Consider the following 25,288-nt stretch of genomic DNA (forward strand, 5'->3'; position numbering starts at 1 on the left):
GTTTCCGCTCAGCGCGGCTGCTGGCCGTATCCGGAGAACAGCTCCGCGCAGCGGGCCATCTCCTCCTCGCTGAGCAGGCTCGGGTCACCGACTCGCGTTGCGGTGAGCCACAGCTCGCACAGCCACTCCAGCTGGCGGGCGCGGTTGTAGGCCTTCGGCAAGGAGTCCGCGATGGTGACCGTGCCGTGGTTGCGCAGGATGCAGCCGGTGCGGTCCGTCAGGGCCTTCGACATCGACTCCGCCAGGGCGTCGGTGCCGAACGTCGCGTAGTCCGCGACTCGCACCGCGCCGCCGAAGTCCGCCATCTGGTAGTGCACCGCCGGAACTTCGTTGCGCAACAACGACAACGCCGTCGCGTGCAGCGAATGCGTGTGCACCACTGCGCCTGCGTCGTGCTCCCGATACGCCGTCAGGTGCATCGGCAGTTCCGAGGTGGGCTTGAGCTCCCCCTCGACCACCTCACCATTCAGGTTCACCACCGGGATGTCCGCCACCTGGAGGTCGTCGTAGTCGACGCCCGACGGCGTCACCGCCACCAGATCACCGCAGCGCACCGACACGTTGCCGGACGTGCCCACCACCAGCCGGTCCGCCGTCATGCGCTGGGCGATGGCGATGACCTCGCTCCGTTGCTCGGCCAGTCGCGAACTGCTCACTTCACACCTTCGTTCAACACGAGGCACCGGAAACGTCCGACGCCGACTCGTAACCGCTGATCGCCGCCACCTTCTCAGCCGACGCCGACGACTCGTCGAACTGGTAGCCCAGCCACTCCCCCGCCAGCTTGCGGGCCAGCTCCAAGCCGACCACGCGCTGGCCGAAGCACAGCACCTGGGCGTTGTTGCTCAGGATCGAGCGCTCCACCGAGTAGCTGTCGTGCGCGGTGACCGCACGGATGCCCGGCACCTTGTTCGCGCTGATGGCCACGCCCAGGCCGGTGCCGCACACCAGCAGCGCACGGTCCGCCTTGCCCTCGGCGACCAGACGCGCGGCGTTGACCGCCACGTGCGGGTAGGCCGTGTGCTCGTCGGAGCCCACGCCCACGTCCACCACGTCGGCCACGCGCGGGTCGTTCGCCAAGTCCTTCTTCAACGCGTCCTTGTACTGCAGCCCCGCGTCGTCGGAACCGACCACGATGCGCAGCGGCGCCTGCTCAGTCACTTCTCCTCGTCCTTCCTGTCACCGGCGAGCACCTCGCCGATCCGGGTGAGCGCGAGCGCCAACGACGTCGCGCCGGGGTCCGGCGTGCCGACGCTGCGCTCCGCCAGCGGTCGAGCTCGACCAGTGCGGGGACGCAGGTCCGCGGTCTTCGCCGCGGCCTCCGTGGCGACCTCCGCCGCTCGGGCCCAGGCCTCGCGACCGCTCGCACCGCCGTCGACCTCGCTGCGCAGCGCCTCCACGAACGGCACCATCGCGTCGACCAACGTCTTGTCGCCGAGCTCCGCGCGACCCAGCCGCTGCACGGAAGCCAGCGCCGCCGACGCACCGGAAGTCAGGTCGCCCGGCAGCGCCGCGCGGTGGTCGGGCAGCAGGTCGCCGAAGGACCGCAGCGCCGCGCCCCACAGGACGCCCGAGGTGCCACCGGCCTTCGCGGCCCAAGCGTCACCTGCATCGACCAGCACTGCGGCCGGGCCGACGCCCTTCGCCGCCGCTTCCTCCGCAGCCGCGATCGCCGCTGCGCTGCCGCGCGTCATGCCCCGGCCGTGGTCGCCGTCGCCGGCGATCGCGTCGAGGCGGCCCAGCTCTTCTTCCTTGCCCTGCAACAGATCCGCGAGCTCGCGGAGGGCCTTCACCACGGTCGCCGCGGTCGCCTGGCCTTCCGCCGGGGCCACCACGGTCACCTTCTCCGGCAGCTCCGGCAGTTCCTCGTCCTCGACCTCCGCGTCCGCGGCGGCGATTTCGACGTTGCCCTTGCGGTAGGCCGGAGAATCCGCCGGGGCCTGCCACAGCCGTTCCAGCTCGTCGTCCAGCCAGGTCAGGGTCAGCGAGCAACCGGCCATGTCCAGGCTGGTCACCAGCTCGCCGACCTCGGGCGCGACGACCTCGATCCCCGCCTCGGCCAGCAGGCGGGACACGGTGCCCCACACCACGAACAGCTCTTCGTACTTGGTGGCGCCCAGGCCGTTGAGGATCGCCGTCACACGACGAGAACCCGTCTCCGGGGCTTCCTTGAGCAGACCGTCGACCAGGATCTTCGCCAGCTCCGAGGCCGACGGCAGCTCCCGCTCCGAGACACCCGGCTCACCGTGGATGCCCAGCCCGAGGCCCATACGGCCCTCCGGCACCTCGAACAGGGGATGGTCCTGGCCCGGCAGTGTGCAGCCGTCGAAGGCCACGCCCAGGCTGCGGGTGCGCGCGTTGGCGTGCTCGGCGACCCGGATGACCTCGTCGAAGTCGTAGCCCTCCTCGGCCGCCGCCGAGGCGACCTTGAAGACCACGAAGTCGCCGACCACGCCGCGGCGCTTGTTCTGCTCCGCCGCCGGGGCGCTGGCCACGTCATCGGTGACCACCACGTTGTGCGCGCGGATCCCTTCGCGCTCCAACCGCTCCACGGCCAAGCCGAAGTTCATGTTGTCTCCGGCGTAGTTGCCGAAGGAGAACACCACCCCGGCGCCGCGGTCCACCGCCCGGCCGACCGAGTACGCGTCGTCGGCCGACGGCGAGGTGAAGATGTTGCCGATGACCGAACCGTCGGCGAAGCCCGGCCCGACCACGCCGCAGAACGCCGGGTAGTGCCCGGATCCGCCACCGGTGACCACGGCGACCTTGCCCCGCCGCGGCCGCTTGGCCCGCACCACACCGCCCGGCACCTGCCGGACGTAGGAGGGGTGCGCGGCCACGAAGCCGGTCACCATGTCCTCGGTGAACGTCGCCGGATCGTCGTACAAGCGCGTCATCGCACTTCTCCTCAAGCAGCAGTCAGGAGCTCGCGCCCCAGTGCGGGCGGGCGCGGTCGATCGAAACCAGGTACTCGCGGTAGCCGCGTTCATAGAACTCCACCGCGTTCGGGTGCGGCTGCACGGTGCGCCGCCCCTGAGCCCACAGCTCGCGGTCCACCGGCTCACCCAGCGAGTCCCACGCGGTCATGGCCGCGCCGCGCGCGCCCACGCCTTCCTCGTAGGGCACGTGCAGCGGACGACCGAGCACGTCGGCGAAGATCTGGCTCCACGCCGCCGAACGCGCCCCGCCACCGCAGGCCGAGACCTCACCGGTCAGACCGGCGGATTCCAGGTTGTGCCGGGCCGCGTAGGCCACCGCCTCGCACATCGCCCGGACCAGGTCCGCCTGCGCGGTGTCCAGCGACAGCCCGGTGAACTGGCCGCGCGCGTGCGGGGCCACGAACGGTGCCCGCTCGCCCGAGGTGGACAGGAACGACAGCGCCGAAACACCACCGGCACCGGGCTTGCTGCTGGCCAGCAACGTCTCCAGCTGGTCCACCCCGGCACCGACCATGGCCAGCACCCAGTCCAGGTTGGCGGTGCCGACCATCGCCGGCATCACCCGCAGGTAGCGCTGCTCCAGCGGGGTCGCCAGCCACATGCCCGCAGCCTCGCCCCGCGGATCGATGACGACCTCGTCGCGCAGCACCTGGCAACCCAGCGTCGTGCCGATCACCAGGCTGCCGTCGCCGACGTTGCTGACGCCGGAACCGAAAGCGCAGGCGGGCAGGTCGAACGGACCCGCCGACACCGGAAGTCCCGCAGGCAGCCCGAGTTCCTTGGCGGCCTTGCCGTCCAGCGCGAACAGCTTGTTGCGCGGCGCGGGCTCGGCCAGCAGCCGCCGGTGCTCGGCGATCCCGCACGCCTCCAGCGCTGCCTGCGAGTAGGTGCGCTCCGTCACGTCCAGGAACGGCAGCGAAGCGTCGGAGGCGTCCACGGTGATCTCACCGGTGAAGCGCTGCACGATCGCGTCGACGCAGTAACCGGCGACCGCGGCCCGCTCCAGCCGCTCCGGGGCGTGCTCGGCGAGGTGCGCCAGCAGCGGACCCGCCGAACCGGGGAACATCCCCGACCCGGTGAGCTCGAAAACCTGCCGCTGCACACCGGATTCGCCCCAGCTGTCCAGCACGTCGGCCGCGCGGGCGTCCAGCCACGAGATCGCCGGGCCGACCTGCTGGCCCTGGTGGTCACGCAGCCAGAGACCGTCGCCCTGGCCGGTGATGGCCAGGGCTTCGACCGCTTCGCCGGTGCTCTCGGCAACCGCAGCGACCTCGCGCACCACCCGGACCACCGAGCCGATGACCTCGTCGAGGTCCTGCTCGACCCGGCCGCCGGGCAGCCGGTTGAGGGTGCTGCGCATGCTGTGCGTGACCAGGGCGGTTCCGTCGCGGTTGAGCAGCGACGCCTTGGTCACGGAAGTTCCGACGTCAACCCCGATGATCATGGCTGCAGGCCCTCGAACTTCGCCAGCACGTCCGGGTTGGCGACGAAGCGCGGGCGCTTGCCCTCGAGGTACAGCGCGACCTCACCGGCCACGATCTGCGCGGCGCGGTGCGCGGTCTGGCGGGTGGCGCCAGCCAGGTGCGGGGTGGTGATGACGTTCGGCGCGTCGAACAGCGGCCAGTCGCGGGGCGGCGGCTCGATGTCGTAGACGTCGACGGCCAGCGCGCCGAGCCGACCGGACTTCAGCAGTTCCGGCAGCGGTGCGTAGTCCAGCAGGCCACCGCGCGCGGAGTTGATCAGCACCGCACCTTCCGGCAGCAGCTTGAGGTTGTCGGCGTTGAGCAGGTTCTTGGTCTCCGGCGTCAGCCTCGCGTGCAGGCTGACCACCGAGCTGCGGCGCAACAGGTCGTCGAGCTCGACCAGCTCGACGCCGTCGCGCTCGGCGTCCTCGGTCTTGACGAACGGGTCGGAGACCAGCACGTGCGAGCCGAAGGCCTTGAGCACGCGGGCCACGATCTTGCCGATCGCGCCGTAGCCGACGAGACCGACGGTGGCGCCCTCGAGCTCGATGCCGGCGTTCTCGTAGGCGTAGTAGTCACCGCGCCAGTTGCCCGACTTCAGCTCCGCGTCGGAACCGGGGATGCGGCGGAGCGCGGCGAGGGTCAGGCCGACCGCGAACTCGGCTGCCGCGGCGGCGTTGCGGCCCGGCGCGTAGCTGACGATCACGCCGTTGTCGGTGGCGGCCTGCAGGTCGACGTTCACCGGCCCACCGCGGCAGACGCCGACGAACTTCAGGTTCGGGGCGGCGGCCAGCACGTCGGCCGTGAACGGCGCCATCTGGGTGGCCACGATCTCCGCGTCGCCCAGCGCGTCGAGCAGCTGCTGCTCGGTGCCGCTGGCCTCGAGCACGTTGCCGACCGGGCCGAACGGCTCCACCGGCCACGGCAGCTTCAGGGTGCTGAACTGCAGGTCGTGCGCACCCGCGCTGTCGCGCAACGCATCGACGAACACTTCGGGGGCGACGAAGTGGTCGCCTGCGGCCAGAACGCTGGTCATGGAGGACTCCTTTGCCACAAAGGCTGTCTTGCTGCGCTGCCCCGATTCTGCGTGCTCAGAACCGTTCTACCTGCCCAGAAGCGGGGCGACGCTAGGTAGGAAGGGGGGGGGTCAGCTGCCGACCGGCTCCGGCAGCGAGCCCACCAGGCGCTGCCGCACGTCGTCGAGGTCCGAGGCGATGTAGCTGGCACCAGCCAGCGCGTCCTCGGCCGGCGGGTAATCGGCGTTCGGGATGGCCACCACGGTCATCCCGGCGGCTGCGGCCGCGCGCAGCCCATTGCTGGAGTCCTCGACCGCCAGGCACTGCTTCGGGTCCTGGCCGAGCTTCTCGGCGGCCGACAGGTAGACGTCCGGGCTGGGCTTGCCCTTGGGCACCTCGGCGCTGGACACGGTGGCGCTGAAGTGCTTGACCAGGCCGTGGCGGTCCAGCACGGCGTCGATCAGGCGACGCGGCGCGGAGGAGGCGAGCGCGATCGGGGCACGCGCCGCGGACTCCTCGACCATCCGGGCCGAACCCGGCAGCAGCTCGATCTCACCGCCGTCGAGCGCGGCGATCATGTCGTCGACCACGATCTTCTCGGTGGCCTCGGCGGATTCGGTCGCCTCGGCGAACTCGGCGAGGAACGCCGACCACTCGGGGGCGCTCATGCCCTGGACCTGCCGGGTCTGCGCCACGGTCCAGGTCTTGCCGCGAGCGGCGGCGAACTCGGCCCACATCCGCTCCCAGAGGTGTTCGCTCTCGACCAGGACGCCGTCCATGTCGAACACGACCGCGCGGTGGGCGCCGTTCGGCCCCTCGGACTGGGTCATCTCAAACCTCCCGCCAAACACTGGTACGCCTCAAATTAACATGATCAACGTTAATTGTCACCCTTTGGTTGATAGTTCAGCGTCACCTCCCGGACAGCGCTCCGCGCGGTGCAAGATGACCGCATGGCGTCCGCACCGAAGAAGCAGTCCCCCCGAATCCTGCGGCAGCAGAAGATCATCGACCACGTGGTCGCGCAGGGTTTCGCCAGCGCCGCGGAGCTGTCCGAGCTGACCGGCGTCAGCCTGATGACCGTGCACCGCGACCTCGACGACCTGGTCACCCGGGGCCTGCTGCGCAAGTACCACGGCGGGGTCTCCGCTCAACCGTCGACGGTGTTCGAGAGCAGCTCGGACTTCCGCCTGCACACCCACACCGCCGAGAAGGACGCGCTGGCCAGGGACGCGCTGCAGTTCATCACCCCCGGCATGTCGGTGATGCTGGACGACTCCACCACCGCGCTCGCACTGGCCAGGCTGCTGCCCGACGTCGGCCCGCTGACCGTGGTCAGCAACTACCGGCAGGTGCAGGAAACGCTGCGCGACGTGCCCGACATCCGGCTGATCGGCCTGGGCGGGGAGTACTCCCGCACCCACGACTCCTACCTGGGCCTGCCCTGCCAGGAGATGATCAACGCCTTCTCGGTGGACATCGTGTTCCTGTCCACCTCGGCGATGAACGCGCGGCTCACCTTCCACCAGGAGCAGGAGATCGTGCTGGTCAAGCGGGCAATGCTGGCCAGCGCCATGACCAAGGTGCTGCTGATGGACGCCAGCAAGGTGGCCCGCTCGGCACTGCACCAGTTCGCCCCGGTCAGCGCCTTCGACCACGTCCTGCTGGCCGGCGACCTGGACGCCGCCCTGGTGGAGGAGATGCGCGAGCAGACCGACGTCCGGCTCGCCCCCTTGGAGTGATCGAGCCACTGCGGAGTGATCAACTGCTCCGCTCACGCAGAGGCACGACTCATATCGTTTAAATTAACGTCTTGCGCGTTAATATGAACGGAGTGCATGATAGCCAGCACTCGTAGACCGGCCCGCTGTGAGCGCGCGCCGAGAACTTCCACTCCTTGGAGACAGTGATGTCCCAACAGACCGCAGCGGAGGCCGAGGCGAACCGCCCGGCCAGCAGACTCGACCGCATCGGCATTCCCAAGCCCCTGTTCTGGGGCTTCGTCGCCGTGCTGATCTTCATGATCGGCGACGGCGTGGAGACCACCTTCCTCTCGGACTACCTCCAGCAGCCCGAGGGCGGCGGACTGCCCGGATCGACTGCGGCTTTCGCCACGGTCACCATCTACGGCGTCGCGGCGATGATCGCCTCCTGGTTCTCCGGCACGCTGTCCTCGATCTGGGGCCCGCGCCGGGTGATGTGGCTCGGCGGCGCCTGGTGGATCGTGTTCGAGCTGCTGTTCCTGTTCGTGGCGCTGCCCTCGCACAACGGGACGCTGATCGTCGCCACCTACGGCCTCCGCGGCTTCGCCTACCCGCTGTTCGCGTTCGCGTTCCTGGTGTGGGTGCAGATCGCCAGCCCGGTCAAGATGCGCGGCTCGGTCGCCGGTTGGTTCTGGTTCGCCTTCACCGGCGGTCTGCCGACCCTGGGCGCGGCGCTGGCGGCGGTGGCGATGGGCGGCTTCGGCCTGAGTCAGCGCGGCACCCTGGTGCTGTCGCTGGTCGTGGTCACCGTCGGTGTGCTCATCGGTAGCTTCGCGGTCCGCGAGAAGCACGGCCTGCTGCCGATCGCCGACGAGACCGTCGAGAACCCGCGCAGCCTCAAGCGGCTGGCCGAGGGCGTCGACATCCTGTGGCGCGACCGCCGCACCCTGGCCGGTGGTCTGATCCGCATCGTCAACACCGCGCCGCAGTACGGCTTCTTCGCGATGTTCCCGTTCGTGCTGGGTCCGGCCACGCCGGGCGGCGGTTTCCTCACCGCCGCGGAGGTGGCGACCCTCGCCTCGATCAGCTACGGCGCCAACATCGCCGCGAACCTGTTCTTCGGCGTCTTCGCGGACCGCTTCGGCTGGCGGCGCACGATCACCTGGTTCGGCTGCGTGGGCTGCGCCATCGCGACCCCGCTCTGGTACTTCACCGCGGTGACCACCCAGAGCTTTGCGGTGACGGCCACCTTCGGCGTCGTCTACGGCATCCTGCTGGCCGGGTTCGTCCCGCTGTCGGCGCTGATGCCGTCGATGGTCTCCCCCAAGGACAAGGGCGCGGCCCTGGCCATCCTGAACCTCGGTGCCGGTGGCGCCGCGTTCGTCGGCCCGGTCGTGGTCACCATCCTGTTCCCGCTGGTCGGTGGCGGCGGTGTGGCGATCGCCTTCAGCATTCTCTACATCCTGGTCGCGCTGCTGAGCCTGAAGGTCAAGGACTCGTCCGACCCCGGCGAAGCGCGCAAGCAGGGCGCGGCGGCGCAGACCGTTCCCGCGGCCTGATCGCACTGATCGATGAGCCCGCGTCCCCTTCCGGGGGCGCGGGCTCACGACGACCGCTTTCATCGCATCCACCTCCGCGTCAGCGATGGCACGGAAAGCGCCGTGGCCAACGCCGCTCCGGCACAGATCAGCACGATGTACCAAGCAAAACCAGGTGGGCTCCAGGACAGCACGAGCACGCCACTGGAAGTGTCCGGAATGCGCACTCGAAGCAGCGGTCTCGAAGTAGCTTCGCCCCAGGTACTCCCCGAGCACCCCGAGGAAGCACAACTGCAGACCGCTCATTCCGGCCAGCCCGACCAACAGCGCTTCGTCCACCGGCAACTGCGCACCGTCCACAATGGTCTCGAAAACCGCGCGACCCAGCCACGCAGCCGACGCGACACACCGACGAATAATCCGTCCGCGTGGCAGATCGGAACCTGCCCGCACCTCGGAAGGCCGCGAATGGCAGGCTGGATCCATGTCGTCCGCGTCATTCCCCCGCCGCAGCGCCCGAACTCAGGGCTTCAGCCTCGGCACTCCCCGGAATTTCACCGCCACCGGCGATGGTGCGACGGTGCTGTTCCTGCGCTCGGCCAGCGGCACCGATTCCCGCAACTCCCTGTGGGCGCTGGACACCGCCACCGGCCAGGAGCGAGTGCTGGCCGATCCGGCTGCGCTGCAGGAGAACGACGAAGTCACCCCGGAGGAGCAGGCCCGCCGCGAACGCGCGCGGGAACGCGCGAGCGGCATCACCGGCTACGCCGCCGACCGCGCGGGGAGCTCGGTCGTCTTCATGTTGTCCGGTCGGCTTTTCCACACCGAGGTCGCGACGGGCGAGACCCGCGAACTCCCGGTGCACCGGCCCGTCGCCGACCCCCGTCTGGACCCCGACGGCCGACGCGTGTCCTACGTGTCCGGTGGCGCGCTGCGCGTGATCGACGTGGACGCTTCCGGTGACCGCGCGTTGGTCGAACCCGACGGCTCGAACATCACCTGGGGCGCAGCGGAATTCATCGCGGCCGAGGAGATGAGCCGCTTCCGCGGCTACTGGTGGGCACCCGACGGCTCGCGGCTGCTGGCGGCCCGGGTGGACGAATCCCCGGTGCAGAACTGGTACCTCGGCGACCCGAACGACCCGGCGCGCGAACCGACCCCGATGCGCTACCCGGCGGCCGGGACCGCGAACGCCGAGGTGACCCTGGCGCTGGTCGACCTCGACGGCAACCGCGTCCCGGTCGAATGGGACCGGCAGGCGTTCCCCTACCTGGTCACCGCGCACTGGTCGCAGCACGGCCGCCCGCTGATCGCCGTGCAGACCCGCGACCAGCGCACCCAGCTGGTCCTGTCGGTCGACCCGAGCACCGGCCGCACCACCGAGGTGCATCGCGACACCGACCCGCACTGGGTGGAGATCAAGCCGGGCTGGCCCTCCTGGACCCCGGACGGACGCCTGGTGCGCATCAGCGCCGAGGAGGGCGCGTACCGGCTCGTCGTCGGCGACCGGCCGTGGACGTCGGCACCGCTGCAGGTCCGCGGCATCGTCGACATCACCGACGACGACATCGTGGTCTCCGCCTCGGAGCAGGACCCGACGCAGGTGCACCTCTACCGCGTCACCGAAACCGGCGCCGAAGCGCTGACCACCGAGCCCGGCGTGCACGTCGGAACCCGCTCCGGCGAGGTGCTGGTGGTCGCCAGCACCACCCTGGACGAACCGGGCACCCGCGTGCGCGTGCGGCGGAATGGCCAGGAGATCGCCGAGATCGCCAGCCGCGCCGAGGCCCACGGCATGGACCTCAACGTCGAACTGCTGCGCCTCGGCGACCGCGAGCTGTGCAGTGCCCTGCTGCTGCCCAACGGCTACCAGCCCTCGGACGGTCCGCTGCCGGTGCTGCTGGACCCCTACGGCGGTCCGCACTCGCAGCGGGTGCTGTCCCGCCAGCAGGGCTTCCTGACCTCGCAGTGGTTCGCCGATCAGGGCTTCGCGGTGCTGGTCACCGACGGCCGAGGCATGGCGGGTCGCGGCCCGGACTGGGACCGCACCATCGCCGGCGACCTGGCCAACCCGCCGCTGCAGGACCAGGTCGACGCGCTGCACGCGGCGGCCGAGAAGCACCCGGAGCTGGACCTCGACCGGGTGGCCATCCGCGGCTGGTCGTTCGGCGGCTACCTCTCGGCCCTGGCTGTGCTGCGCCGCCCGGACATCTTCCACGCCGCGGTGGTCGGCGCCGGAGTGGTCGACTGGCGGCTGTACGACACCCACTACACCGAGCGCTACCTCGGGGACCCGAACGAAGCACCGGAGGTCTACGAGGCGAACTCGCTGCTCGCGGACGCCCCGAAGCTGGACCGCCCGATGCTGATCGTGCACGGCACGGTGGACGACAACGTGGTCCTGGCCCACGCCCTGCGCCTGTCGGCGGCCCTGACCGCAGCGGCCCGACCGCACACGGTCCTGCCGCTGCCGGGCATCAGCCACATGCCCACCGACGAGACGACCAGCGAGAACCTCCTGCTCCTGCAGGTCGACTTCCTCCGCAAATCGCTCGCGCGCTAGTGCGGTCAGAGGATTTCCAGCGGGTCCTGCGCCAGCACCCAGGCGATTCAGCCCTGCTTGGGCAGGACCGCCGTCAACCGGAATCCACCGTCATCGGACGGCCGCCCATCGAGCTGACCACCGGCCATCCGCACTCGCTCCGACAACCCGGCCAGCCCCGAACCACCGCTGCCCACATCAACGGTGTGCCCGCGCGGCGCGCTGTTGGTGACGACGATGTGCAACGCTCCCGCGTGGCTTTCCAGATCCACCTTGATCACCGCGCCCGGCGCATGCTTGGAGGCATTGGTCAGGGCTTCCTGAACGACCCGGTAAGCAGCCCGTTCCACTGCGAGCGGCACATCGGGATCCCTCACCTCGCGCGCCAGCTCCACTTCCACCCCGGCAGCGCGGGCCTGCCCGACCAGCTCCGGAATGGTGTCCAACCGAGCCCGACCGGTGCTGCCCAGCCCGAGGGTCGCGCGCATCTCGTCTAACGCCTGCTTCGCCAACCCGCGCAGCCGACCCGCCGTCTCCTGCGCGTCGGGATCCGCGGTGGTCGCACCGAGCGCTGCCGACTCGACCGCGATCAAGGTGACATGGTGACCGACGGCGTCGTGGATCTCCCGCGCGATCCGAGCCCGCTCATCGGCACGCGCGGTCTCCGCCTTCGCCTCCAGCTCCGCCGCGGTAGCCGCCTCCAACCGCCGCAGGCTTTCCGCCAGCTGCTGCCGCAACGCCACAAGTGCCCCCAACGCGAGCGGAGCACCGGCCGCCAGCAGCACGTACGCCAAGGTCAGCACCACCGACCCCACCGGCAGCGACTGCAGGAGCAGCACCGGCGCGACCGACACCCCAGCTGCCAAGACCACCCAGGCGATCAGCGACTTGGCCTGCGGCTGAGCCCGGCCGAGCGCGAACAGCGCCACGATCGCCGCAGGCCAACCGAGACCACCTGCCAACGCGGGCATGCACAGCAGCACCGTGATGCGCGGCCACCGCTTCCGCAGCGGTAGCAGGAACGCCGCGACCAGCCCGGACACCACCGCGTAGCCGAACGGATCGGGGGTCGCCAGCACTGCGGCGGCCGGGATCGCGACAGCCAGCGCCTCGAGGGTGAGAACACGCCACCGCACAGCGCTCACCAGTGGTTGCCCACGCCAGCGACGCGCTGAGCGATCAGCGCGGCCTGCACGCGGTTCTGCGCGCCGAGCTTGCTCAGGACAGTCGACACGTAGCTCTTCACGGTGGCTTCGGTCAGCCCGAGCCGCAGCCCGATGTCGGCGTTGGAACGCCCGCCGCCCAGCAGCTCCAGCACCTGCCGCTCCCTAGCGGACAGGCCCCGCACCAGCTGGACCTCGCGCGAGTTGTTGGTCGTGCTGCGCAATCGGGGCAGCAGCCGCGCGGTGATCCGCGGATCCAGCACCGCGCCACCGGCCGCCAGGTCGTGCACCGCCCGGACCAGCATCGCCGGGTCAGCGTCCTTGAGCAGGAACCCGCTGGCACCGTGGCGCAGCGCGTCGGACACGTAGTCGTCCAGGTCGAACGTGGTCAGCACCGCCGCCACTGGCGGGTCCGGCAGCTTCACCAGATCGCGCAGCGCGGACAGCCCGTCCTTGCCGGGCATCTGCACGTCGATCAGGGCGACGTCCACGCGGTGGGTGCGCACCGTGGCGAGCAGCTCGTTCCCGTCACCGGCCTCGCCGACCACTCGGATCGTGCCGCTGCTCTCCAGCAGCAGACGCAGGCCGCGACGAAGCATCGACTCGTCGTCGGCCAGCACCACCCGGACCGGTTCCCCACGGTCGTCCGCCTGCACCTCTCGGCCACCTCCCCTAGCTCCGAAAGGGTTGATCAGCAGACTAGCGGGGTGGTGCGCACGTAGCGCGCACCCCACCCGAGCACACCGCGATCATCGGCCGAGCACACCGTGATCAGCGGCGTCCGTCCTTGGCCTTGCGCTCGCGCACCCGCACCGAGATCCGCACCGGGCTGCCGACGAACCCGAAGGCCTCGCGCAGCTTGCGCTCCAGGAAGCGCCGGTAGCCGGGCTCCAGGAAACCGGTGGTGAACAGCACGAACGTCGGCGGCCGGGTCTGCGCCTGGGTGGCGAAGAGGATCTTCGGCTGCTTTCCGCCGCGCACCGGCGGCGGGTTGGCCGCGACCAGCTCGGACAGCCAGCCGTTCAACCGGCCGGTGGGCACGCGGTTGTCCCACGAGTCCAGCGCGGTGCGCAGCGTCGGCGCCAGCTTGGCCACCGCACGACCGGTCTTGGCCGAGACGTTGACCCGCTCGGCCCAGCGCACTCGGACCAGCTCGCGGTCGATCTCCTTCTCCAGCATGTGGCGGCGGTCCTCGTCGACCTTGTCCCACTTGTTGTAGGCGATGACCAGCGCCCGGCCCGCCTCCTCGACCATGGAGATCACCCGCAGGTCCTGCTCGCTGATCGGCTCGGACCCGTCGATGAGCACGATGGCCACCTCGGCGGCCTCGATGGCGGCCTTGGTGCGCAGCGAGGCGTAGTACTCGGTGCCGCTGGCGGTCTTGACCCGCTTGCGCAGACCCGCGGTGTCGACGAACTTCCAGGTGTCGTCGCCCAGGTCCACCAGCGAGTCGACCGGGTCGACCGTGGTGCCCGCTTCGTCGTGCACGACCGAGCGCTCTTCGCCGGTCAGCTTGTTGAGCAGGCTCGACTTGCCCACGTTCGGCTTGCCGACCAGCGCGACCCGCCGCGGCCCGCCGCTGGCGCCGAAGACCTCGCGCGGGGTCTCCGGGAACACCTCCAGCACGGCGTCGAGCAGGTCACCGGAGCCGCGACCGTGCAGCGCGCTGATCGGCATCGGCTCGCCCAGGCCCAACGACCACAGCGAGTGCACGTCGGCAACACCGCGCTGGTCGTCGACCTTGTTGGCGGCCAGCAGCACCGGCCGCTTGGAGCGGCGCAGCACTCGCGCCACGGCTTCCTCGGTCTCGGTGGGTCCCACGCGCGAGTCGACCACCAGCAGCACCGCGTCTGCGGTGTGCATGGCCAGCTCGGCCTGCGCGGCCACGGAGGCCATCATTCCCTTCGCGTCGGGCTCCCAGCCGCCTGTGTCGACCACCGTGAACCGGCGGCCGTTCCACAGCGCGTCGTAGGCCACCCGGTCCCGGGTCACTCCGGGGGTGTCCTGCACGACGGCCTCACGACGACCCAGCAACCGGTTGACCAGCGTGGACTTGCCCACGTTGGGGCGGCCGACCACGGCCAGCACCGGTTGCGGAACCGGCGGCGCGGCGTCCTCTGGGCCGACGACCCCGTCGAACTCGGCCCACTCGGTCTCGTCGGACCACGTGCCGTCCAGGCCTTCCAGCGACTCGTCGGTCACGCTCGTTTCCCTCTCACATCGTCTTCGCGGTGGTCGGCGACCAGCCGGTCCAGTTCGGCGATCAGCTCGACCAGTTCGTTGCGCACCGCTTCGGTCGCCAAGACCAGGCCGGTGCGGCCCTTGCCAGCGGGCAGCGCGATCGGTTCGCCGAACAGCACGTCGATCCTGGGCAGAAGCCTACGGCCCCGCCCTTCCGGACGTCGCGTGCCCCGGACGGCGATCGGCAGCACCTGGGCACCGGAGGCCCGCGCCAACCAGGCCGCGCCGTGCTGCGCGTTCTCCACGTCACCGGACCCGCGGGTGCCTTCGGGGAACACCCCGACCAGCCCGCCAGCCTTGAGGATCCGCACCGCGGTCAGCAGCGGTGTGCGGTCGGCTTCACCGCGCCGCACCCCGATCTGCCCGATCTGGCGCAGGAACCAGCCCAGCGGGCCCTTGAACATCTCTTGCTTGATCAGGAACACCGCGTTGCGCGGCAGCATTCCGATCAGCAGCGGCCCGTCCAGCAGCGAGCTGTGGTTGGCCACCATCACCACCGGGCCGGTGCGCGGGATCCGCTCGGCCCCGTGGATGTGCACTCGGAAGGGCAGCCGCACGATCCGCCGCGAGATCCACTGGCCGAACCGGTGCATCCGGGGCGAGGCGTCCTCGGGCAGGGTCTGATCCCTCATGCTCCTGGTCCCCCGTCGGTCAGCAGGCCGCGGCTCTCGACATGCTTGTGCAGCTGCTCGAGCACGCCCGCCACGTCCAGTTCGGTGGTGTCCAGTTCCAGCGCGTCGTCGGCCTTGCGCAGCGGCGCCACCTTGCGCCCGGAGTCCAACGCGTCCCGCCGCTGAACGTCGGCGTGCGTGCGGTCCAGGTCCCCGGTCCGGCCCTCGGAGACGTCCTGGGCGGTGCGCCGCTGAGCGCGGGCTGCCGAGGAAGCCGTCAGGTAGACCTTCAGACCGGCATCGGGCACCACGACGGTGCCGATGTCGCGGCCTTCGACCACGATGCCGCCGGGCTCGGACAGCGCTTCGCCGATCAGCTCGCGCTGCAGCGCGACCAGCTGGTCCCGCACCTCGGCGACCGCCGACACCGCGGACACCGCGCCGGTCACCTCCGGGCCGCGAATCTCCTGGCCGACGTCCTGGCCGTCGAGCAGCACCGAGGGCCGCTCCGGGTCGGTGCCCATGGTCAGCTCCGCCGCGCGCGCCACCCGCACGATCTCGGCCGCGTCCGACGGCTCGACCTGCGCGCGCAGCACGGCCAGCGTCACGGCGCGGTACATCGCACCGGTGTCGAGGTAGATCGCCCCCAGCGCCGACGCCAACTTGCGCGACACCGTCGACTTGCCGGTGCCCGACGGACCGTCGAGGGCCACCACACCGCGGAGCTTGGCGTGTGCCACGTGCTCTTTCCTCCTGCTCGTCGCCGCACCCGGCCAGCGGCCGGACCAACCGTCCATTCTGCCTGGTCCCCGGCTGCGGGTCCCAATCGCATCCCGATCCACCCGAAGTGCCGGACGAAACGGATGGATCACCGAATATGGTGCATGGGTGGACGTAACAGTGACTCCGCTGCCGGGACTCGGCACGCAGCAGGACTTCACCACCCGCTCCGGCCACCGCATCGGTGTGATCACCTACCGGGACGGCCGGTTCGAGCTGATCGTCTCCGACCACGAAGACCCGGACAAGGTCGCCGCCTCGGTCGACCTGACCACCGCCGAGACCAGCGCACTGGCGAACCTGCTGGGCGCTCCGCAGCTGGTCGCGAAGCTCACCGACCAGCAGCGCGAGGTCACCGGGGTCACCACCTGGCAGTTGCCGCTCGCACCGGGTTCGCCCTACGACGGCCGCAGCCTCGGTGACACCGAGATGCGCACCCGCACGTCGGTGTCGATCGTCGCGGTGGTCCGCGACGGCACCGTGCACGCCTCGCCCCGCCCGGACTTCGAGTTCGCCGGCGGCGACCTGGTGGTCGTCGTGGGCACCAGCACGGGCCTGAAGGCAGCCAGCGGAATCCTGGAAAAGGGCTAATCCCAGCCCTTCTCCCCCTTCCCGGTCACCGACCGGGACACGCGTGGCCAACGGCGCTCCTCGCGTGCTGATCCCACAGAACAACTCCATACGCAGTACACGCGAGAGGAAACACCACGGTGCACGACACGGCGATCTCGTTGATCGAGCTCGGCGCGGTTTTCTTCGGTCTCGGCGTGCTCGGCAGGCTCGCCTGGAAAATCGGGGTTTCCCCGATCCCGCTTTACCTGCTGGGCGGACTCGCGTTCGGCACAGGTGGGCTGATCCCGCTCCACGGCATAGAACCGTTCACCCACCTGGCCGCCGAGATCGGCGTGGTTCTCCTGCTGCTGCTGCTGGGTTTGGAGTACTCCGCGGGCGAACTGGTCACCGGGCTGCGCCGCTCGTGGTTAGCGGGCCTGATCGACATCGCGCTCAACGCGATTCCCGGCGCGGTGGTCGCGCTGATGCTGGGCTGGGGCCCGATCGGCGCGCTGACCATGGCCGGTGTCACCTACATCTCGTCGTCCGGCATCGTCGCGAAGGTCCTCGGAGACCTGGGTCGGCTCGGTAACCGGGAAACCCCGGTGATCCTGTCGATCCTGGTCTTCGAAGACCTGGCGATGGCCGTCTACCTGCCGATCCTGACCGCCCTGCTGGCCGGCGTCAGCTTCCTCGGCGGGCTCACCGCGGTCGGGGTGTCGCTGGTGGTGATCACCCTGGTGCTGGTGATCGCGCTGAAGTTCGGCAAGTACGTCTCGGCGCTGATCGATAGCCCGGACCCCGAGGTCTTCCTGCTGCGGCTGCTGGGCTCGGCCCTGCTGGTCGCCGGCATCGCCTCCGAGCTGCAGGTCTCGGCCGCCGTCGGCTCGTTCCTGCTGGGCATCGCGATCTCCGGTTCGACCGCGGCGAACGCCACCCGGGTGCTGGAGCCGCTGCGCGACCTGTTCGCCGCGCTGTTCTTCGTGGTGTTCGGGTTGAACACCGACCCCTCCGAGATCCCGCCGGTGCTGCCGGTGGCGCTGGTGCTCGCGATGATCACCGCGGCGACGAAGATCCTCACCGGCTGGATCGCCTCGCGAATGCAGGGCGTGGGCCGGATGGGTCGAGCCCGAGCCGGTGCCGCGCTGGTGGCACGCGGTGAGTTCTCCATCGTCATCGCCGGACTCGCGGTGGCCTCGGGCGCGGTGTCCGGTGAACTGGCCGCGCTGGCCACGGCCTACGTGTTGCTGATGGCGATCCTCGGCCCAGTCGCGGCCCGAGTGGTGGAGCCGGTGGCCCGCCTGTTCGTCAAGCCCCCCGCCGCCCCCAAAGCCTGAAAAAAGCATCGAGGCCGCCGATCTCCCAGGAGATCGGCGGCCTCTTGCCTTGCGCGAATCACATACCGACGATCCGGTACAGCGAGCCGACTTCCTGGCGGTTGAGCGGGCGGATCGCGCCCGGGCGCTCGGTGGTCAGGCGGACATCGCCGATCCGGGTGCGCACCAGGCGCTGCACCGGGTGACCGACGTGCTTGAGCAGTCGGCGCACGATGTGCTTGCGGCCCTCGTGCAGCACGATCTCCACCAGCGCGCGGTTCTGGTTGGTGTCGACGACCTTGAACCGGTCCACCTTCACCGGACCGTCCTCCAGCACCACGCCGTTGCGCAGCTGCTGGCCCAGGTCCTTCGGCACCGGGCCGATGACCTCGGCCATGTAGGTCTTGCGCACCTTGTAGGACGGGTGCATCAGCCGGTTGGCCAGCTCGCCGTCGTTGGTGATCAGCAGCAGGCCCTCGGTGTCCTGGTCAAGCCGCCCGACGTGGAACAGCTTGCCCTGGCTCTCGCGCAGGTAGTCACCGATGCACGGCCGCCCCTTGTCGTCGGACATGGTGCACAGGATGCCGCTGGGCTTGTTGAGCATCAGGTGCGTCAGGTCGTCGTTGGCCATGACCCGGTTGCCGTCGACGTGGATCACCGCGGTCGCCGGGTCGACGCGGCGGCCCAGCTCCATGACGACCTCGCCGTCGACCTCGATGCGCCCCTCGACGATCATCTCCTCGGCCGCGCGCCGCGAGGCCACCCCGGCCTGGGACAGCACTTTCTGCAGGCGCACGCCTTCCTCGGCGGCGTTGGACGGGCGGTTCTCAGACGTCATCGATCGAATCCACTTCGGGCAGCAATGGGGCGAGCGGCGGCAGATCCTTCAGCGACGACAGGCCCAGCCGCTCCAGGAACAGCTCCGTCGTGCAGTACAGGTTGCCGCCCGTCTCCGGGTCGGTCCCGGCCTCTTCGATAAGGCCGCGCCCCACCAGGGTACGGATGACGCCGTCGACGTTCACACCCCGTACGGCCGCCACCCGCGATCGGGTCACGGGCTGCCGGTAGGCGATGACCGCCAGCGTCTCCAGCGCAGCGCGGGTCAGCTTCGAGCGCTGCCCGTCGAGCAGGTAGCGCTCGACGTAGGGCGCGTAGGTCTCCCGCGTGTAGAACCGCCACCCGTCGCCGACGCGGCGCAGGTCGATGCCGCGCTCGGCCTCGGCATAGCTCTCGGACAGCCGCCGCAGCGCCTGGCGGATCCGCCGGACCGGCTGCTCCAGGGTGTCGGCCAGCAGCTCCTCGCCGGCGGGAACGTCCACCACCAGCAGCAGCGCCTCCAGCGCGGCGTCGAGCGCGGCATCGGACGACAGGTCCGGCGCGCTCGAGGTCTCCGCAGTTTCCGCCTCTCCGCGATTCACAGTGTTGTTTGTGTCTGGATCAATCTCGCGTTTCGCGGTTTCCTGTGGCTGGTTTGCGTCACGTTCCCCTGAGGTGCGGCTGAGCAGGTCTGGGGTTGTTGGCACCGGGTCGCTCATCCAGTTCCGCCTCTCCGCGATTCACAGTGGTGGTTACGTTCGGGATCGATCTCGCGTTTCGCGGTTTCCTGTGGCTGGTTTGCGTCACGTTCCCCTGAGGTGCGGCTGAGCAGGACCGGGGTTGCCACCGGTTACTCACCCGTACTCCTCTTCGTCGGCATCCGCATTGGCGCGCTGCACCTCGGCGTCGGCCTTCGCCTGGTCGAGGCTGCCGCCGACCCACCGCACGACCAGTTCGCCCAGCGGCGTCTCCTGCTCGAACCGCAGCACCTTCTCGCGGTAGAGCTCCAGCAGCGCCAAGAACCTGGCCACCACTTCGACGGTGTGCCCGCAGTCCGAGGTCAGCTCCGGGAACGTGGCGCTGCCCTTCTCCGCCAACCGCACTCGCAGCAGCGCCGCGTGCTCGCGGACCGACACCCCGTGCTGGTGGATGTGGTCCAGCGACACGGTGGGCGGCGGCTTGGGCCGGAACACCGCGGCCGCGACCTCGGCGAACCGCTGCGCGTCGACCCCGATCCGCACTTCCGGCAGCAAGTTCTCGAACCGCTCCTCCAACGACACCGAGCGCGGGTAGCACCGCAGCGCCCCGGCTTCGAGCTCGCCGAACAGCGCCGCTACCTGCTTGTACGCGCGGTACTGCAGCAACCGCGCGAACAGCAGGTCGCGGGCTTCCAGCAACGCCAGGTCGGCCTCGTCCTCCACGTCGGCCGCGGGCAGCAGCCGGGCCGCTTTGAGGTCGAGCAGGGTCGCGGCGATCAGCAGGAACTCGGTGGTCTCGTCGAGGTCCCACTGATCGCCCAGCGCTCGGGTGTAGGCGATGAACTCGTCGGTGACCTTGTGCAGCGCCACCTCGGTGACGTCCAGCTGGTGCTGCGAGATCAGCTGCAGCAGCAGGTCGAAGGGGCCTTCGAAGTTCTCCAGGCGGACGGTGAACTTGCCGCTGCTACCGGAATCCCCGGGTACCTGCTCCTCCTCGGCAGCGGGTTCGGTCACTCGCCGGACTCCCGCAGGCGGCGGACCAGCTCCGAATCAGCACCCCGCTCGTCGAGGTCGGCCAGCACCAGCGCAACCGCTTCCCGCACCACTCGACCCCGGTCCACGGCGATGCCGTGGTCGGCCCGCAATGCCAGTCGTGCCTGCTCCAAGCCCAGCAACTCCTCGTCGGAGACGTACACGGTGATCTTCGCGTCGTGCTTGCGCCGACCCGTTCCGGACCGCTCGGAACGGGCAGGTGCGGCCGGTTCCGGTTTCGGCGCGTCGGCGTGATCCGTTCGAGGAACAGTAGTACGGAACAGTTCAGCGGCTCCGGGCAGGGCAGCCCGCCGAGTCATCTGGCGATCACCTCGCGGGCCAGCGCCCGGTAGGCCTGGGCCCCCGCCGAGCGCGGCGCCCACCTGGTGATCGGCTCCCCCGCGACCGTGGTCTCCGGGAACCGGACCGTGCGGTTGATCACCGCGTCGAACACGACGTCGCCGAACGCCTCCACCACGCGCGCCATGACCTCGCGGGAGTGCAGCGTGCGCGGGTCGAACATGGTGGCCAGTATTCCGCTGATCTCCAGCTTCGGATTCAGCCGCTCCCGCACCTTCTCGATGGTGTCGATCAGCAGCGCCACCCCGCGCAGGCTGAAGAACTCGCACTCCAGCGGGATGATCACGCCGTCGGCGGCGGCCAGCGCGTTGACCGTCAGCAGGCCCAGCGACGGCTGGCAGTCCACCAGGATGTAGTCGTAGTCGGCCAGCGCGGGGCGGAGCACCCGGTGCAGGGTCTGCTCCCGGCCGACCTCGGCGACCAGCTGCACCTCGGCCGCGGACAGGTCGATGTTGCTGGGCAGCAGGTCCATGCCCTCGACGGTGGTCCGGCGCACCACGTCCTGGACGTTGACCGAGCGCTCCATGATCACGTTGTAGATCGTCTGATCCAGCTGGTGGGGCTGGACCCCGAGGCCGACCGAGAGCGCGCCCTGCGGATCGAAGTCCACCAGCAGCACCCGGCGTCCGTACTCCGCCAGTGATGCGCCGAGATTGATGGTCGATGTGGTCTTGCCCACCCCGCCCTTCTGGTTGCACATCGCAAGCACGGCGGCGGGACCGTGCCGGTCCAGCAGCGGCGGTTCCGGGATGCGCCGGAGCGGTCGACCGGTGGGACCGATATCGCGGGAATTCGGCGCCAGACCAGCACCTTCCGCGTGGCCCGTCGTCTCGGGGGCGATGCTCAGGTCGACCGCGCCCCGGGACCGCCCGTCGGCGGCGGGCTGCGGTAGCGACATGGCGATCAGACTCCTTTTGTACCGGTGGCGATCAACGGCAGCCTAAGTGGCATTCACGACCAGCGGCAACGTGCCCCGCCGAGGTGTCCGAAGTTCTTTGTGATCTCCGTGTGATCAACGTCTACCGCCAATGCGCCCGCGCCGCATGCGCAGCGCGCTCAACTCACCCCGAAGCGTGTGCGCGGGGGTGGGCCGTCGCGTAGACCTCGCGCAGCGCGTTCACGGTGACCAGCGTGTAGACCTGGGTCGTCGTCACGGAGGCGTGGCCGAGCAGTTCCTGCACCACTCGGACGTCCGCGCCGCCTTCCATCAGGTGCGTGGCAAAGGAATGCCGCAGCACGTGCGGAGAAACATCACCGGCGACCCCGGCGCGTTTCGCCGCGGTCTTCAACGCGTTCCACGCGCTCTGCCGAGAAAGCCTGCCACCGCGCGAGTTCACGAAGATCGCCGCACTCCCCCGCCCCCGTGCCACCAACGCGGGCCGCGCGCGCACCAGGTAGGCGTCGAGCGCTTCCAGCGCGGGACGACCGATCGGCACCAGCCGCTGGCGACCCCCCTTGCCGTCGAGCCGAACGGTCCGGTCGGTGCGGTCGACGTCGTCGAGGTCCAGGCCGACGGCTTCGGAGATCCGCGCGCCGGTCGAGTACAGCAGTTCCAGCAGCGCCCGGTCCCGCAGCCCTTTGGCGTCGTCTCCCCCGGCGTGCTCGAGCAGCGTCCCTACGTCGCCGATGGACAGCGCTTTCGGCAACCGCTTCGGCAAGCTCGGCGGCGCGACCTCGCGCGCCACGTCGACCGCGAGCTTTCCCTCGGCGTGCGCGAACTTGTGCAGCCCGCGCGCCGCGACCAGAGCCCGCGCCGCCGACGACGAGGCGAGCGGCGGCCGTTCCTCGGTGCCTTCCCGGAGTTCGGCCAGGAAGTCCGAGAGGTGCTGGGCGCGCACTTCGGTGAGCCCGGAGATCCCCGTGCCGACCAGGAATTCGCCGTACCGGCGCAGATCCCGGGCGTAGGAGTCCAGCGTGCTGCGCGCGGTACCGCGCTCCACCGCGAGGTGGTCGAGGTAGCCGCCGATCGCTTCGCGCAGCTCGGACGGCAGTTCTTCGAGCCCTTTCACCCCAGCCCCTTCACCGGGACAGCCGTCGGCGGAACCGCTGCGGCCGGTCCGCCCACTCGGCGTCGACGGGCCGGGCCGGACGAGCACCGTCGCGCACCGCTCGGGCGGCGAGCAGCCCCGACACCGCGGGGGCGTTCACGATCTCCCCGGCCAGCACCATGTCCACCGCCTCGACGAACGGCACGCGCCGGATGACCAGATCGGCCTCCTCATCCCCCACCGCCTCCGGTCGGTCCACATCGGACAGACCGGTGGCCAGGAAGATCCGGATGCTCTCGTCGGTGAAACCGGGCGAGGACACGACGTCCACCAGGACCGACCAGTTCGCCGCGGCGAGCCCGGCCTCTTCGACCAGCTCCCGCTGCGCGGTCCGCACCGGGTCCTCCCCGGCGACGTCCAGCAATCCCGCGGGCAGTTCCCAAAGCCGCCGCCCCACCGGGTAGCGGTACTGGCGCAGCAGCACCACCTGGTCCTGCTCGTCGATCGCGACCACGGCCACCGCACCGAGGTGCTCGACGACCTCGCGCCGCGCATGCCCACCACCGGGCATCCCGACTTCGTCGGCCCGCAACGCGAGGATCTTGCCGATGTAGACGTCCTCGCTGGCCAGAGTGGTGAACTCGTGCTCGCCGTTGGTGCGCGCAACACCGCTTCCCGTCATGTCCACCCGCCCACCCTAGATCCGACCAGCACAACCCGGCGAACGTCGAGGACAACGCATTGCGCGAACACCAAGGCGCCGCCTGGTTCGGACACGACCAGGCGGCGCCTCGACAGTCAGCGGGTCACGCGCTCGGCGCGGGCTCTTCGACCGGCTCGAGCTCGACCGGCAGCCGCTCGGCGGCGCGGTAGTCCAGCGCGGCTTTGACGAACGCGGCGAACAGCGGGTGCGGACGCGTCGGGCGGCTCTTGAGCTCCGGGTGCGCCTGGGTACCCACGAAGAACGGGTGCTCCTCGCGCGCCAGCTCCACGAACTCCACCAGTCGACCATCCGGCGAGGTGCCGGAGAACACCAGGCCGGCCTTGCTCAGCCGGTCGCGGTAGGCGTTGTTCACCTCGTAGCGGTGGCGGTGCCGCTCATCCACCTCGGTCGAACCGTAGGCCTCGGCCACGATCGAGTCGGTGCGCAGCTTCGCCGGGTAGGAGCCCAGGCGCATGGTGCCGCCCATGTCCCGGTCACCGGAGACCACGTCGGTCTGGTCGGCCATGGTGCTGATCACCGGGTGCTTGCAGGACTCCTCGAACTCCGCGGAGTTGGCCTGCTCCAGCCCGGCCAGCGACCGCGCCGCCTCGATCACCATGCACTGCAGGCCCAGGCACAACCCGAGCGCGGGGATGCTGTGGGTGCGGGCGTAGCGGATGGCGCCGAGCTTGCCCTCGATGCCACGCACGCCGAAGCCACCGGGGATCATCACGCCGTCCATGCCGGACAGCGCCTGCGCGGCACCCGCGTCGGTCTCGCAGGTGTCCGAAGCGACCCAGGTGATCTCCACCTTGGCGCGGTGCGCGAAACCACCGGCGCGCAGCGCCTCGGTCACCGACAGGTAGGCGTCGGGCAGGTCGACGTACTTGCCGACCAGCGCGATGCGCACCTTCTCGGACGGGTTGTGCACCCGGTCCAGCAGGTCGCCCCACACCGACCAGTCCACGTCGCGGAACGGCAGGCCGAGCCGCCGCACCATGTAGGCGTCCAGGCCCTCGCGGTGCAGCACGCGCGGGATGTCGTAGATCGACGGCGCGTCCGGGCAGGCCACCACGCCGTCGGTGTCGACATCGCACATCAGCGCGATCTTGCGCTTGAGGTCCTCCGGCAGGTCCCGGTCGGAGCGGCACACCAGCGCGTCGGGCTGGATGCCGATGTTGCGCAGCGCGGCCACCGAGTGCTGGGTCGGCTTGGTCTTCAGCTCGCCCGACGGAGCCAGGAACGGCACCAGCGAGACGTGCAGGAAGAAGCAGTTGTCCCGACCGACGTCATGGCGCACCTGGCGGCAGGCCTCCAGGAACGGCAGCGACTCGATGTCGCCGACGGTGCCGCCGACCTCGGTGATCACCACGTCGGGGGTGCGGCCGTCCTCGTCGGGCTCGGCCATCGCGCGGATTCGCGCCTTGATCTGGTCGGTGATGTGCGGGATGACCTGAACCGTGTCGCCCAGGTACTCACCGCGGCGCTCCTTGGCGATGACCGCGGAGTACACCTGGCCGGTCGTCACGTTGGCGTTGCGGGTCAGGTCGCGGTCCAGGAACCGCTCGTAGTGCCCGATGTCGAGGTCGGTCTCCGCACCGTCCTCTGTGACGAACACCTCGCCGTGCTGGAACGGGTTCATCGTTCCCGGATCGACGTTCAGGTAGGGGTCGAGCTTCTGCATCGTCACCCGCAGGCCGCGGGAGGTCAGCAGTTCGCCCAGGCTGGACGCCGTGAGCCCCTTACCCAACGAGGAGGCAACGCCCCCCGTGACGAACACGTGCTTGATCGTGCGTGCTTGCGGCGCCAACAAATGCTCCCCGTGGT

24 protein-coding genes are annotated in these 25,288 nt (G+C 70.2%); 5 read left to right on the plus strand and 19 right to left on the minus strand.

What is annotated here, in order from left to right; genetic code table 11:
• Positions 1 to 8: 8 nt before the first annotated feature.
• The 6 genes from ACWCO2_RS20290 to ACWCO2_RS20315 form a co-directional block, all read right to left on the minus strand.
• Positions 9 to 656: a class II aldolase/adducin family protein gene (locus tag ACWCO2_RS20290; RefSeq protein WP_450129298.1), complete on the minus strand. Its 648-nt coding sequence runs from the start codon at positions 654 to 656 to the stop codon at positions 9 to 11.
• A 13-nt stretch (positions 657 to 669) separates the two neighbouring features.
• Positions 670 to 1,161 carry a ribose-5-phosphate isomerase gene (locus tag ACWCO2_RS20295; protein WP_450129299.1) on the minus strand — a complete coding sequence of 164 codons (492 nt, stop codon included), beginning with the start codon at positions 1,159 to 1,161 and terminating at the stop codon, positions 670 to 672.
• The gene (locus ACWCO2_RS20300) at positions 1,158 to 2,897 is read right to left on the minus strand and encodes a dihydroxyacetone kinase family protein (RefSeq protein WP_450129300.1); all 1,740 of its coding nucleotides are present in this window, start codon (positions 2,895 to 2,897) and stop codon (positions 1,158 to 1,160) included. Before ACWCO2_RS20300 ends, ACWCO2_RS20295 begins: the two co-directional genes overlap by 4 nt.
• 22 nt (positions 2,898 to 2,919) lie before the next feature.
• Complete coding sequence (locus ACWCO2_RS20305) at positions 2,920 to 4,383, minus strand: FGGY family carbohydrate kinase (protein ID WP_450129301.1); 1,464 nt, start codon at positions 4,381 to 4,383, stop codon at positions 2,920 to 2,922.
• The gene (locus tag ACWCO2_RS20310) at positions 4,380 to 5,438 is read right to left on the minus strand and encodes a 2-hydroxyacid dehydrogenase (RefSeq protein ID WP_450129302.1); all 1,059 of its coding nucleotides are present in this window, start codon (positions 5,436 to 5,438) and stop codon (positions 4,380 to 4,382) included. The genes ACWCO2_RS20305 and ACWCO2_RS20310 overlap by 4 nt, the downstream gene beginning before the upstream one ends.
• A 111-nt stretch (positions 5,439 to 5,549) precedes the next feature.
• Positions 5,550 to 6,248, minus strand: coding sequence for an HAD family hydrolase (locus ACWCO2_RS20315; RefSeq protein ID WP_450129303.1), 699 nt, complete (start codon positions 6,246 to 6,248; stop codon positions 5,550 to 5,552).
• Positions 6,249 to 6,371: 123 nt separating this feature from the next.
• Here ACWCO2_RS20315 and ACWCO2_RS20320 point away from each other — a divergent pair, with 123 nt between their 5' ends.
• The 3 genes from ACWCO2_RS20320 to ACWCO2_RS20330 all read left to right on the plus strand — a co-directional run bounded on the left by ACWCO2_RS20320 (position 6,372) and on the right by ACWCO2_RS20330 (position 11,222).
• Positions 6,372 to 7,160: a DeoR/GlpR family DNA-binding transcription regulator gene (locus ACWCO2_RS20320; protein WP_450129304.1), complete on the plus strand. Its 789-nt coding sequence runs from the start codon at positions 6,372 to 6,374 to the stop codon at positions 7,158 to 7,160.
• Between the two features lie 167 nt (positions 7,161 to 7,327).
• The gene (locus tag ACWCO2_RS20325; protein ID WP_450129305.1) at positions 7,328 to 8,680 is read left to right on the plus strand and encodes an MFS transporter; all 1,353 of its coding nucleotides are present in this window, start codon (positions 7,328 to 7,330) and stop codon (positions 8,678 to 8,680) included.
• Positions 8,681 to 9,143: 463 nt separating this feature from the next.
• Entirely contained in the window at positions 9,144 to 11,222 is a 2,079-nt protein-coding gene (locus tag ACWCO2_RS20330) for a prolyl oligopeptidase family serine peptidase (protein WP_450129306.1), read from the plus strand.
• A 47-nt stretch (positions 11,223 to 11,269) separates the two neighbouring features.
• On the opposite strand, the gene ACWCO2_RS20335 is transcribed toward ACWCO2_RS20330, so the two are convergent.
• From ACWCO2_RS20335 to cmk, 5 genes are all read right to left on the minus strand, one after another.
• Positions 11,270 to 12,337: a sensor histidine kinase gene (locus ACWCO2_RS20335; RefSeq protein ID WP_450129307.1), complete on the minus strand. Its 1,068-nt coding sequence runs from the start codon at positions 12,335 to 12,337 to the stop codon at positions 11,270 to 11,272.
• Positions 12,338 to 12,342: 5 nt separating this feature from the next.
• On the minus strand, positions 12,343 to 13,020 hold the full coding sequence (locus ACWCO2_RS20340; protein WP_450129308.1) for a response regulator: 678 nt from the start codon (positions 13,018 to 13,020) through the stop codon (positions 12,343 to 12,345).
• 115 nt (positions 13,021 to 13,135) lie between these two features.
• Entirely contained in the window at positions 13,136 to 14,566 is a 1,431-nt protein-coding gene (gene der / locus ACWCO2_RS20345) for a ribosome biogenesis GTPase Der (protein ID WP_450129309.1), read from the minus strand.
• Entirely contained in the window at positions 14,563 to 15,237 is a 675-nt protein-coding gene (locus tag ACWCO2_RS20350) for a lysophospholipid acyltransferase family protein (RefSeq protein ID WP_450129310.1), read from the minus strand. The genes der and ACWCO2_RS20350 overlap by 4 nt, the downstream gene beginning before the upstream one ends.
• The gene (gene cmk / locus ACWCO2_RS20355) at positions 15,234 to 15,956 is read right to left on the minus strand and encodes a (d)CMP kinase (RefSeq protein ID WP_450129311.1); all 723 of its coding nucleotides are present in this window, start codon (positions 15,954 to 15,956) and stop codon (positions 15,234 to 15,236) included. Before cmk ends, ACWCO2_RS20350 begins: the two co-directional genes overlap by 4 nt.
• A gap of 148 nt (positions 15,957 to 16,104) precedes the next feature.
• Between cmk and ACWCO2_RS20360 the strand changes: the two genes are divergently transcribed.
• Positions 16,105 to 16,587, plus strand: coding sequence for a cation:proton antiporter regulatory subunit (locus tag ACWCO2_RS20360; protein WP_450129312.1), 483 nt, complete (start codon positions 16,105 to 16,107; stop codon positions 16,585 to 16,587).
• A 119-nt stretch (positions 16,588 to 16,706) separates the two neighbouring features.
• A complete protein-coding gene (locus tag ACWCO2_RS20365) occupies positions 16,707 to 17,885 on the plus strand; it encodes a cation:proton antiporter (RefSeq protein WP_450129313.1) in 1,179 nt (392 codons plus the stop codon).
• A gap of 58 nt (positions 17,886 to 17,943) precedes the next feature.
• On the opposite strand, the gene ACWCO2_RS20370 is transcribed toward ACWCO2_RS20365, so the two are convergent.
• From ACWCO2_RS20370 to ACWCO2_RS20405, 8 genes are all read right to left on the minus strand, one after another.
• Positions 17,944 to 18,702 (minus strand): pseudouridine synthase, encoded by a 759-nt coding sequence (locus ACWCO2_RS20370; RefSeq protein ID WP_450129314.1) that lies wholly within the window; start codon positions 18,700 to 18,702, stop codon positions 17,944 to 17,946.
• Entirely contained in the window at positions 18,692 to 19,399 is a 708-nt protein-coding gene (gene scpB, locus ACWCO2_RS20375) for an SMC-Scp complex subunit ScpB (protein WP_450129315.1), read from the minus strand. Before scpB ends, ACWCO2_RS20370 begins: the two co-directional genes overlap by 11 nt.
• A 135-nt stretch (positions 19,400 to 19,534) precedes the next feature.
• Complete coding sequence (locus ACWCO2_RS20380; RefSeq protein ID WP_450129316.1) at positions 19,535 to 20,392, minus strand: segregation and condensation protein A; 858 nt, start codon at positions 20,390 to 20,392, stop codon at positions 19,535 to 19,537.
• The gene (locus ACWCO2_RS20385) at positions 20,389 to 20,730 is read right to left on the minus strand and encodes a hypothetical protein (RefSeq protein WP_450129317.1); all 342 of its coding nucleotides are present in this window, start codon (positions 20,728 to 20,730) and stop codon (positions 20,389 to 20,391) included. The genes ACWCO2_RS20380 and ACWCO2_RS20385 overlap by 4 nt, the downstream gene beginning before the upstream one ends.
• Positions 20,727 to 21,668, minus strand: a complete 942-nt coding sequence (locus ACWCO2_RS20390) for a ParA family protein (protein WP_450129318.1) — start codon at positions 21,666 to 21,668, stop codon at positions 20,727 to 20,729. The genes ACWCO2_RS20385 and ACWCO2_RS20390 overlap by 4 nt, the downstream gene beginning before the upstream one ends.
• 163 nt (positions 21,669 to 21,831) lie before the next feature.
• Complete coding sequence (gene xerD, locus ACWCO2_RS20395) at positions 21,832 to 22,779, minus strand: site-specific tyrosine recombinase XerD (protein ID WP_450129319.1); 948 nt, start codon at positions 22,777 to 22,779, stop codon at positions 21,832 to 21,834.
• A gap of 10 nt (positions 22,780 to 22,789) precedes the next feature.
• Entirely contained in the window at positions 22,790 to 23,440 is a 651-nt protein-coding gene (locus ACWCO2_RS20400) for an NUDIX domain-containing protein (protein ID WP_450129333.1), read from the minus strand.
• Between the two features lie 124 nt (positions 23,441 to 23,564).
• Positions 23,565 to 25,271, minus strand: coding sequence for a CTP synthase (locus ACWCO2_RS20405; protein ID WP_450129320.1), 1,707 nt, complete (start codon positions 25,269 to 25,271; stop codon positions 23,565 to 23,567).
• Positions 25,272 to 25,288 lie beyond the last annotated feature (17 nt).

The organism is Saccharopolyspora sp. NPDC002376 (genome assembly GCF_053593195.1).